The organism is endosymbiont of Bathymodiolus septemdierum str. Myojin knoll (assembly GCF_001547755.1).
GTDB lineage: Bacteria > Pseudomonadota > Gammaproteobacteria > PS1 > Pseudothioglobaceae > Thiodubiliella.
The window spans coordinates 108636-119547 of sequence record NZ_AP013042.1; the positions used below are offsets into that span (position 1 = coordinate 108636).

Genomic DNA, 10912 nt, shown 5'->3' on the forward strand with positions numbered 1-10912 from the left:
GATTAAAACAAAAAAGGCTTGATTTTAATCAAGCCTTTTTTCATTAGGCGAATGTAATATGAAATCAAAGCATTATTCAATTATTGTCATCGGTGGCGGTCATGCAGGCACAGAAGCAGCGCTGGCTTCTGCACGCATGGGTGTTAAAACTTTATTGATTTCTCATAATATTGAAACTTTAGGGCAGATGAGTTGTAATCCTGCGATTGGTGGGATTGGCAAGGGGCATTTGGTCAAGGAGATTGATGCAATGGGTGGGGTGATGGCGCGAGCAATTGATAAGGCGGGGATTCAATTTCGTACGCTGAATGCTTCCAAAGGCCCTGCGGTGCGTGCGACGCGAGCGCAGGCAGATAGGGTTTTGTATAAGGCGGCGGTGCGATTTTCGTTGGAAAATCAAGAGAATTTGTCATTGTTTCAGCAGGCAGTTGGTAATTTAATTATTGAAAATGATGTGATTAAAGGTGTTAAAACTGAAATGGGTTTAGACTTTTTAGCCGATAAAGTGATTTTGACAACAGGGACTTTTTTGGGCGGTATTATTCATATTGGACAAAGAAATTTTCAAGGTGGTCGTGCAGGTGATGCGCCTTCTAATGCATTGTCACGCACATTGCGAGCGTATGATTTGGGTGTGGGGCGATTGAAGACTGGCACACCACCGAGGCTTGACGGTAGGACGATTGATTTTAGCATCTTGCAAGAGCAACCAGGTGATACGCCGTTACCGACTTTTTCTTTTATGGGGAAAGCCACCGACCATCCTCGGCAAATTCCTTGTTATATTACGCATACCAACGAAAAAACCCACGATTTTATCCGTGATGGATTAAAAGACTCGCCAATGTACACGGGGAATATTGAGGGGGTTGGACCCAGATATTGTCCGTCGATTGAGGACAAAGTTGTGCGTTTTGCAGAGCGAGATTCTCATCAGATTTTTGTTGAACCCGAGGGCTTGACGACGAACGAGGTGTATCCGAATGGCGTTTCCACCTCATTGCCATACGAGGTGCAAGAGGCCTTTATTCGCTCTATTAAAGGCTTTGAGAATGCAGAAATTATGCGACCAGGTTATGCGATTGAGTATGATTTTTTTGACCCTCGTGGATTAAAGCAAACATTAGAGGTTAAAAATATTTCTGGCTTGTATTTTGCCGGGCAAATTAATGGCACCACGGGATACGAGGAGGCGGCAGCACAAGGCTTGTTGGCAGGTATTAACGCAGCCTGTGTTGTGCAGGGGAAAGATGCTTGGCTACCGAGGCGCGATGAGTCTTATATTGGCGTGATGGTCGACGATTTGATTACCAAAGGCACCAATGAACCTTATCGAATGTTCACCTCAAGGGCAGAATATCGTTTGTTATTGCGTGAGGATAATGCTGATAAACGCTTGACGCCAAAGGGCAGAGAGTTGGGCTTGGTAGATAATGACAGGTGGGCAGCATTTCAGATGAAGTATGAGAGGATTGAGCAAGAAGCAGAGCGATTAAAGACCACTTGGATTCAAGCAGACGATGTGCAAGCGGGTGAAGTATTGGGGCAAAAATTAAACCACGAATATTCGTTATTAGAGTTATTGAAACGACCAAAAGTAAACTATCAACTTTTGTCTAAAATTGAATCAGCACAGCCATTTTTGACTGATAAAATTTTAAGTGGCGTGGTTGAAAATGAGATTAAATACGAGGGCTATATCAAAAGGCAATTGGAAGAAATTGAAAAGTATCGTAAGAATGAAGACACTAAATTGCCAGAAGGTATGGACTATGCCTCTATTAAGGCATTGTCTGCTGAAGTGATACAAAAACTTACCGACCACCGCCCAGAAACCATCGGTTTAGCAAGTCGATTGCAAGGCATTACCCCTGCCTCTATTTCTATTTTGTTGGTGTATCTTAAGACTTATAAACAATGATGCATAAGGCATTATTGGCAGCGGGTGCTAAGGAAATGGGGATAGCGTTGAGTGAAGTTCAAATAACACGATTGCTTGACTATCTTAGATTGATAATTAAATGGAACAAAACCTACAACCTAAGCGCCATTCGCACGGTGGAAGAGGGGGTAAAAAAACATCTGCTGGACAGTTTGTCAATTATGCCTTTTATTAAAGAAACACCCTTGCTTGATGTTGGTGCAGGTGCGGGATTGCCAGGGATTGTGATTGCGATTATGAGACCTGAAGTTGTCGTTACTGTTTTGGATGCAGCAGGTAAAAAATGTCGTTTTATGCAGTTTGCCAAAACACAATTGGGACTGCAAAATTTAACAGTCGTTAATAAACGCGTTGAAGACTTCCAGTCCAAACAGTGTTTTGAGCAAATCACTGCCCGTGCATTTGCTGAAGTGCGTAAAATATTAGAATTAACACAACATTTATTATGTGATGATGGGTGTTATTTGCTCATGAAAGGTGCAAACTTTAAGCAAGAATGCTTACCTAAAGAGACCAAGGTTGAGCAATTGTCTATACCCGGTGTATCAGACCGACGATTTTTATTAAAAATAAGGAGTAAAAAATGAAAAAAATAGCCTACATATTATTCAGTTTGGTTATTGTTGTGGTAATTGCTATTATGCTTGGCATAAATCCGATGGGAAAAAAATACGCACAAGAATATGCAAGTGAGCTACTTAAAACGCCTGTAAGCATTAGTCAATTTGATGCCAGTCTATTAGAAAAATCCCTTAATATTGATTTTGTTGAAGTGCAAAACCCGCCTAATTTTAAAAACAAAAATGCACTATCCCTGGATTATTTCTCTTTAAAAGTGGGCGATATTGATGATAGTTTGATTGTTATTGATGAGATTAAACTTGATGGATTGAAATTTATTCTAGAACAAAATTCTAGTAAAGTTAATTTAATCCAGTTGTTGGATAATCTGGAAAAACCAAGCCAAAACAGCACCTCAACAAGTGCCGGTAAATCAGCAGCCCAAGAAAAACGCATCAAAATAAAACATTTCAAAGTCAGTAATATCAGCCTAAAAGTAGATACTAAATGGCTAAAAAGCACACTCAAAGTCCCCAACATTTCGGTGCGTAATTTTGGTGGCGCTTCAGGAGCAAAAGTTGATGAAATTGGTAAGGCACTGGTTAAAGAAGTTCTACATAATCTAAAAAAAGCATTGGAAAAAGAAGGCATTAACGCTGGAAAAAAAGAAATCGAAGCCAGTTTGCGTCGTAAAATTGAGCAAAAACTTGGCATTGAGAATGGCTTAGGAGGTATTAAGAAACAGTTTAATGCCGATGAAATTAATAACAAGGTTAAGGGTTTATTTAAAGAGCTTGGTTTTTAATACGCCTTATCTTTAAAACAAAGACTGCCATGGGCAAGCTAAGATGAATAAGGCAAACTTAGCAATTATCAAGCCCATTAAAGATAATTTTTATAGGAGGAAAAAATGCAAAAATTAATACAATTATCTACTTTGACTTTTTTACTAATTACTACAACATTAGTAAACGCATCCACACAGGATACTTGTAATACCGGGGTGCGTTGTTTTGATCTTGGGCTTATGTATGCCAAAGGCAGAGGCGTTAAACAAGATGATTCTAAAGCCATCAAATTTTATCAAAAAGCTTGTAAGTTAAATACTGGCGCAGGTTGCTCAAATATTGGGTTTATGTATAAGAGAGGCAGGGGCGTTAAACAAGATGATTCTAAAGCCATCAAATTTTATCAAAAAGCTTGTAAGTTAAATACTGGCATGGGTTGCAATAATCTTGGATCTATGTATAAAAAAGGCGAAGGCGTTAGGCAAAATTATTTTAAAGCCGCTGAGTTTTATCAAAAAGCTTGTAAGTTAAATAATGACGCAGGTTGTTTTAGTCTTGGGCTTATGTATGTCAAAGGCATGGGCGTTAAACAAGATGATTTTAAAGCCACTGAGTTTTTTCAAAAGGCTTGTAAGTTAAATCATGGCACAGGTTGTTCTAATCTTGGATCTATGTATAGAAAAGGCGAAGGCGTTAGGCAAAATTATTTTAAAGCCACTGGGTTTTTTCAAAAGGCTTGTAAGTTAAATTATGGCGGAGGTTGCTATAATCTTGGGGTGGCGTATGTCAAAGGCAAAGGCGTTAAGCAAGATGATTTTGAAGCAGTTAAGTTCTATCAAAAAGCCTGCAAGTTAAATAATGGCTCTGGTTGCTCTAATCTTGGGGTTATGTATGAAAAAGGCAAAGGCGTTAAGCAAGATGATTTTAAAGCAGTTGAACTGTATCAAAAGGCTTGTAAGTTGAATAATGGCAGGGGTTGTTTTAATCTTGGATCTATGTATGGAAAAGGCATGAGCGTTAGGCAAGATGATTTTAAAGCAGTTGAACTCTGGAAAAAGGCTTGTAAGTTAAATATTGGCTTGGGTTGCTTTAATCTTGGGTTTATGCATGCTAAGGGCAAAGGCGTTAAGCAAGATGATTTTAAAGCAGTTGAACTCTGGAAAAAGGCTTGTAAGTTAAATATTGGCTTGGGTTGCTTTAATCTTGGGTTTATGCATGCTAAGGGCAAAGGCGTTAAGCAAGATGATTTTAAAGCAGTTGAACTCTGGCAAAAGGCTTGTGAATTAAATGATGGCAGGGGTTGCAATAGTCTTGGGCTTGTGTATGCTAAGGGCAAAGGCGTTAAGCAAAGCAACGCTAAGGCATTAGAGTATTTTGGCAAGGCTTGTGACTTGAAGAATCAACGAGGTTGTAAAAATTATGCAATTCTTAATCAATAAAAACTTGGATTGTTTGATTTTGCTCTTAGAGATAGAATAAAAAATATAATGAAAATAATAGACTCACATTGCCATTTAGACAAGGTAGATTTATACCCTCGTTCCCACGCTTGGCACGGGAACGAGAGTAAGAATTTGTTTAAAGATTTAGGATTTTAGTTTATGAAAAAAATAGAAGCAATTGATTTATTCTGTGGCGTTGGTGGTCTAACATATGGTCTGCAACAAGCAAAAATAAAGGTACTCGCTGGTCTTGATAATGATAAATCATGTGAATATTCATACGAAAAAAACAACGGTATTAATTTTATCTGTGAAGATGTTTCTGAATACGATTTTAAAACTATGAAGAGTATGTATTCTAAAGATAGCATTAAGGTTTTGGCAGGTTGTGCGCCCTGTCAAACATTCTCATCTCACACTTTTAAAGTTAAAAATAAAGAGGATGATAAAAGATGGAATATGATTGACCATTTTTTGCGAGGCATTAAAACGATAGAGCCAGATGTTATTTCTATGGAAAATGTGCGAGGGATAACAAAAACCCAAGTATTTTTTGATTTTGTTAAGCAAGTAAAAGAGATGGGGTATAAGGTTTCTTACGAAGTTGTTAATTGTGCAGATTACGGTATTCCACAAAATAGAAATAGGCTGGTTTTTTTAGCTTCTAAATTAGGCGATATATCTGTGCCGCAAAAAACCCACACAAAAGACAAACATATTTCAATTGATAAGATTATTAAAACCCTGCCAACGCTAAAAAGTGGCGAGGCTTGCAAAAAAGACAAAGTGCATAAATCTAGAAATCTTTCTAAATTAAATATAAAAAGAATACAGCAGTCAAAACCGAGTGGCACTTGGAGAGATTGGAATAAAAAATTACTACCAAATTGTTATAAAAAGGAAAGTGGACAAAGTTATGCAACCGTTTATGGTCGTATGAATTGGAATAAAGTTTCCCCCACAATAACAACACAATTTACCAGTTACGGTTCAGGCAGGTTTGGACATCCTGAGCAAGATAGGTGGCTATCGCTTTCAACTCTAACTTTTTAGTAAAAATATGAATGTTGTTTCTGAAAATAATGAAGTTTTTAATGCTTCTGTATCGGTGCAAACGATAGAGGGTCGTTCTGGTCTTGTAATAGAGTCCAGAGGGGGAACTAGAAATAGTGCAAACGAAAGGAATACCGATTATATCCTTGCATTGGAGACAGTATTATCAAGACTTTTTAAATTAAATGTAGGGACGATTAGGGTGTTTTTGGTTTCTAAAAACGCATTCAGAATATGGTCTTCTATGGAGGAAAGAGCACTGGAAATAGAAAGTTCCATCGATATAGAATTATCTTCAAACATACAAGAGTTAAAAGGATTAATTTGCAAAGCACAAAAAGATAAAAAAGAAAACCCTGATAGCAAAGGCGGGAATTCAACAAAAAAAATACTCATTTGCACCAATTTAAACGATAAACAATGGGAATTTGTAGCATTAGGCGATACTAAAGTCCACACAATTTCAGAAGATGAAATAAGTGGCGAGACATTTGATCCAAAAGATGTGGAAAATGCCAAAGAGAATATCTTTCGGTCTATTGCGAATAGACGAGGACAGGCTAAATTTAGAAGCAAACTATTGAAAACATATAATCAAAAGTGTGCTATTTCAGCAACAAATTTACCATCTGTTCTTGAGGCGGCGCATATTGTGCCTTATCAAGGCGTGAAAACAAACAATATTAGTAATGGTGTTTTATTAAGAGCCGATCTTCATATATTGTTTGATCTTGGGCTTGTCGGCATTAATCAGTCTTATAAAGTTGTTGTTTCATCATCACTAAGTGACACAGAATATGAAAAATATCATGAATCGGATATTCTTCTACCAAGAAAAGTAAGTGAAAGACCGAGTTTTAAGGCACTTAATTCTCGCCCATTGCCATATAGAAAGGAAAAAAATATGCTAGGATTTAGAAGTGCGACCTATTAGGCGCTGATTAGTCATGAAAATAATTGATTCACATTGTCATCTTGATAGAGTTGATTTATCCGCTTTTGGTGGCAGCATGGAAAGCATGTTGGCACACGCTAAGACGCTATCGGTTGAAGAATTTTTATGCGTTTGTATTGATTTAGAACATTTTGATGATGTGTTTTCTTTGGCAAAAAAGTATCCGCGAATTTATGCGTCGGTTGGCGTGCATCCCTGCGAATTAGAAGGTCAAGACCCCACAGTAGAAGAATTATTAATCCTTGCAGCGCACGATAAAATCATCGCTATTGGTGAAACGGGGCTGGATTATTTTCATGTAGAAAAAGACACGGCTGATTGGCAACGAGAACGGTTTAGACGACACATTGCTGCGTCTAATCAATCGGGTAAGCCGATGATTATTCATACGCGTAATGCGAGAGAGGATACCATTGCCATTATGCGCGAGGAAAAAGCCGAGAAAGGGGTGATACATTGTTTTTCCGAAAATTGGGATATGGCTAAAAAGGCGATGGACTTAGGTTTTTATATTTCATTTTCAGGTATTGTTACTTTTAAAAGTGCAAAAGAGTTGCAAGAAGTGGCTAAAAAAATGCCATTGGATAGGATTTTAGTAGAAACAGATTCACCCTATTTGACACCAGTACCATTTCGTGGCAAGCCTAATTCTCCCGCTTATACTTATTATTCTGTGGAAAAAATTGCAGAAATTCGAGGCGAAAGTATTGAGAAGATTGCCGAATCGACGACGAATAATTTTAGACAATTGTTTTCAATGTAATGGCAGTTAGTTTTCAAACGATTGATGAATTTGCCACTGGTCAGCGCTTAGATAATTATCTATTAAAGCACCTGAAAGGTGTGCCGAAATCGCATATTTATCGCGTTATTCGTAAAGGTGAAGTGCGGGTCAACAAAGGTCGAAAAAAAGCAGACTATAAATTAGTGCTGAATGATATAGTGCGGGTGCCACCAATTCGGGTGTCGGAAACTAAAACGCTTAAAACCTCAGATAGCCTTAAGAAGTTATTAACCGAAAGCATTTTGTATGAAGATAAGGGTTTGTTAATCCTCAATAAGCCGAGTGGTTTGGCAGTGCATGGTGGTAGTGGTATTGATATTGGCGTGATTGAAGCCCTCAGAGATATGTATCAAACACCTGTTGAATTGGTGCATCGTATTGACCGCAGCACTTCTGGCGTGCTATTGATTGCTAAAAAGCGTTCGGTGTTGAAAAATTTGCACGAGCAATTGGTCAATCATCACATGGAAAAACGCTATACCGCTTTGGTTAAAGGCACTTGGTCAAAAAAACGCCATACTATTGACGCGCCTTTATATCAAAATTCGCGTTGCACGGTGGTGGATGCCAAAGGTAAAGATGCTGTTAGTCATTTTCAACCGATTAAGAATTTTGAAAACCTTGACGCGTCCTTGGTTGAGGTATTGATTGAAACAGGGCGTATGCATCAAATTCGTGTGCATGCACAATATGCAGGGCATCCGTTAGCAGCTGATGACAAATATGGTGATAGAGAATTTGACCGAAAAGTGCATTCACAAGGGTTAAAGCGCTTATTTTTACATGCCCATCAACTGACTTTTACCAACCCAACAACCGAAGAAATTCAAACTGTTAAAGCCCCACTTTCTAAGGAATTGATTAAATTTTTAGATAAGTTATGAACGCCTACTACCGTCTAATGCGTCTTGATAAGCCAATTGGCATTTATTTATTGCTGTGGCCAACGCTGTGGGCATTATTTTTGGCAGCTGATGGTTTTCCAGATGTAAAAAATTTACTCATCTTTATTGTCGGTACGATTTTAATGCGTAGTGCGGGTTGTGTGATTAACGATTATGCCGATAGAAAAATCGATAAATTGGTTGAGCGCACGCAACAGCGCCCAATTACTTCGGGGGAGGTTTTGCCAAAGTCGGCATTGGTTTTGTTTTTTGTGATGATGTTGCTTGCTTTTGTATTGGTATTGCTTACAAACATATTGACCATTCAATTGGCTATTATTGCAGGTGCATTGGCAACACTTTACCCTTTTACAAAACGCTGGACGCATTTGCCACAGTTTGTTTTGGGCGTCGCATTTGCAATGAGCGTGCCGATGGTATTTGCTGCAACGAATGGCTTTGTGCCGATGTCTGCATGGTGGTTATTTTTAGCGACCATTATTTGGACGGTTATTTATGACACGATGTATGCAATGGCAGATAGAGAGGAGGATTTGAAAATCGGGGTCAAATCCACGGCGATTTTGTTTGCAAAATACGATAGATTTATTATTGCTATTCTGCAAATTCTCCTACTTTTGACATTAATTCAGGTGTCGAAAGCCTTTAATCTAGATATTTTTTACGATATTTCTTTAGCAATAGTTGCCGTTTTAATGATTTTTCATCAAAAATTGATAAAAAACAGAGAAAAAAATGCCTGCTTTCAGGCTTTTTTGCATAATAATTTCATCGGCATGGCAATTTTCATCGGCATTGCATCTTCTGTTACATTGTAAAAAACTAAATGCCCCTTAATAATTCGTTAATACCAACTTTTGAGCGTGTTTTCGCATCCACCTGCTTAACAATCACTGCGCAATAAAGTGAATAACTGCCATCTTTAGAAGGTAAGTTACCAGAAACAACCACCGAACCTGCTGGTATGCGACCATAAGTTACTTCGCCAGTTTCACGATTGAAAATCTTAGTCGATTGACCGATATAAACACCCATTGAAATCACCGCACCTTCTTCAACAATCACACCTTCAACCACTTCCGACCTTGCGCCAATAAAACAATTGTCTTCAATAATCGTTGGACTGGCTTGCAATGGCTCTAATACGCCACCGATACCCACGCCACCTGATAGATGCACATTTTTACCAATTTGTGCGCAAGAACCGACCGTTGCCCAAGTATCAACCATTGTGCCTGAATCGACATACGCACCGATATTCACATACGACGGCATTAGCACCGTATCTTTACCAATGAACGAACCTCGACGCGCCATCGCAGGTGGCACGACACGAACCCCCATTGCATCAAAATCAGCTGGCGACATATCTGCAAATTTTGAAGGCACTTTGTCATAATATTGTGTAAAACCACCTGACATCGGAACATTGTCTTCTAATCTGAATGAAAGCAAAACTGCCTTTTTTAACCATTCATTCACCACCCAGTCGCCAACACCTCGTTGCTCGGCAACACGCGCTTGACCTGAGTCAAGCATTTGGATGGCTTGTGCAACAGCTTCTTTGATTTGCGCGCTGGCAGTTTGCGGAGTAAGGTTTGCCCTGTCTTCAAAGGCAGCTTCAATGATATCTTTCATAATATGTCCGTAAGTTCTAAAAAGTAGATATTATATCAGAGGAGCTAACTGCATTAACCCATCACAACTTAATCTTCGTGGCAATGGTTGTGATGATGCTCATAAGTTGCCATCAATTCATCCATTTGGTCGGCAAACAAATCGTTAAATTGACTGTCTTTAATAATGGTCTCTGGTTTTCCCATGCAACAAATATGGTGATATAGGCATAAAACCTGTGTTGATTCCTTCATCACCCGATGCAAATCGTGAGAAATCATCAATACCGCACAGCCCTTTTGCTGGTGGATGTCTTGAATGAGTTTGTAGAGTTGCATCTGCCCACTGACATCCAAATTTTGTGCGGGTTCATCGAGAATTAACACATTTGGTTTATTTAATAAAGCACGAGCAAGCAAAACGCGTTGCAATTCACCCCCTGATAAATTTTTTAACGGGGCATCTAATAGGTCTTCAATTCCTGTTAATTGTGCTGTTTCATGCAAAAAATATCGCTCAACTTTTAAATTTAAATTAAGAAAATCAATGACAGAAATCGGAATAAACGGATTTGGCGTAAAAGTCTGCGGCGTATAGCCCAATCTAATATTTTTTGAGCGTTTAACGCGACCACTATCCGCCTTAATCAAGCCTAATAAAACTTTAATCAGCGAACTTTTTCCAGCCCCATTTGGACCAATCACCGTGACAAAATCACCTTGCTGTAACTCAAAACTAACTTTGTCCAGCACGCTTTTCCCTTGATGTGTTAGACTGATATCGTGAGCGCTAATCAATGTTTGTGAGTCTTTCATATTGTCATTCAAAATAACACCTATTTTATACTGTTGATGGGTAAAATTTT

At 38.6% G+C, this 10912-nt stretch carries 11 protein-coding genes; 9 read left to right on the forward strand and 2 right to left on the reverse strand.

All coding sequences use genetic code 11. From position 1 onward, the window contains the following. Positions 1 to 58: 58 nt before the first annotated feature. From mnmG to ubiA, 9 genes are all read left to right on the forward strand, one after another. Positions 59 to 1921, forward strand: a complete 1863-nt coding sequence (mnmG, locus tag BSEPE_RS00535) for a tRNA uridine-5-carboxymethylaminomethyl(34) synthesis enzyme MnmG (RefSeq protein WP_066042493.1) — start codon at positions 59 to 61, stop codon at positions 1919 to 1921. Continuing rightward, the gene (rsmG, locus tag BSEPE_RS00540) at positions 1918 to 2529 is read left to right on the forward strand and encodes a 16S rRNA (guanine(527)-N(7))-methyltransferase RsmG (protein ID WP_066042496.1); all 612 of its coding nucleotides are present in this window, start codon (positions 1918 to 1920) and stop codon (positions 2527 to 2529) included. The genes mnmG and rsmG overlap by 4 nt, the downstream gene beginning before the upstream one ends. After that, complete coding sequence (locus BSEPE_RS00545) at positions 2526 to 3308, forward strand: AsmA family protein (RefSeq protein WP_066042498.1); 783 nt, start codon at positions 2526 to 2528, stop codon at positions 3306 to 3308. The genes rsmG and BSEPE_RS00545 overlap by 4 nt, the downstream gene beginning before the upstream one ends. Before the next feature lie 105 nt (positions 3309 to 3413). Beyond that, a complete protein-coding gene (locus BSEPE_RS00550) occupies positions 3414 to 4730 on the forward strand; it encodes an SEL1-like repeat protein (protein ID WP_066042500.1) in 1317 nt (438 codons plus the stop codon). Positions 4731 to 4892: 162 nt separating this feature from the next. Then, positions 4893 to 5786: a DNA cytosine methyltransferase gene (locus BSEPE_RS00555; protein ID WP_066042502.1), complete on the forward strand. Its 894-nt coding sequence runs from the start codon at positions 4893 to 4895 to the stop codon at positions 5784 to 5786. A gap of 7 nt (positions 5787 to 5793) precedes the next feature. Continuing rightward, the gene (locus tag BSEPE_RS00560; RefSeq protein WP_066042505.1) at positions 5794 to 6720 is read left to right on the forward strand and encodes an HNH endonuclease; all 927 of its coding nucleotides are present in this window, start codon (positions 5794 to 5796) and stop codon (positions 6718 to 6720) included. A 13-nt stretch (positions 6721 to 6733) separates the two neighbouring features. Next, positions 6734 to 7504, forward strand: a complete 771-nt coding sequence (locus tag BSEPE_RS00565) for a TatD family hydrolase (protein ID WP_066042508.1) — start codon at positions 6734 to 6736, stop codon at positions 7502 to 7504. Further along, positions 7504 to 8409 (forward strand): RluA family pseudouridine synthase, encoded by a 906-nt coding sequence (locus BSEPE_RS00570; RefSeq protein WP_066042512.1) that lies wholly within the window; start codon positions 7504 to 7506, stop codon positions 8407 to 8409. Before BSEPE_RS00565 ends, BSEPE_RS00570 begins: the two co-directional genes overlap by 1 nt. Then, positions 8406 to 9248 (forward strand): 4-hydroxybenzoate octaprenyltransferase, encoded by an 843-nt coding sequence (ubiA, locus tag BSEPE_RS00575; RefSeq protein ID WP_066042515.1) that lies wholly within the window; start codon positions 8406 to 8408, stop codon positions 9246 to 9248. Before BSEPE_RS00570 ends, ubiA begins: the two co-directional genes overlap by 4 nt. Before the next feature lie 4 nt (positions 9249 to 9252). On the opposite strand, the gene dapD is transcribed toward ubiA, so the two are convergent. Together dapD and BSEPE_RS00585 are read right to left on the reverse strand one after the other, a co-directional pair. Next, a complete protein-coding gene (gene dapD / locus BSEPE_RS00580; RefSeq protein WP_066042517.1) occupies positions 9253 to 10068 on the reverse strand; it encodes a 2,3,4,5-tetrahydropyridine-2,6-dicarboxylate N-succinyltransferase in 816 nt (271 codons plus the stop codon). Between the two features lie 68 nt (positions 10069 to 10136). After that, entirely contained in the window at positions 10137 to 10862 is a 726-nt protein-coding gene (locus tag BSEPE_RS00585; RefSeq protein ID WP_066042519.1) for an ATP-binding cassette domain-containing protein, read from the reverse strand. Between the last annotated feature and the right edge of the window lie 50 nt (positions 10863 to 10912).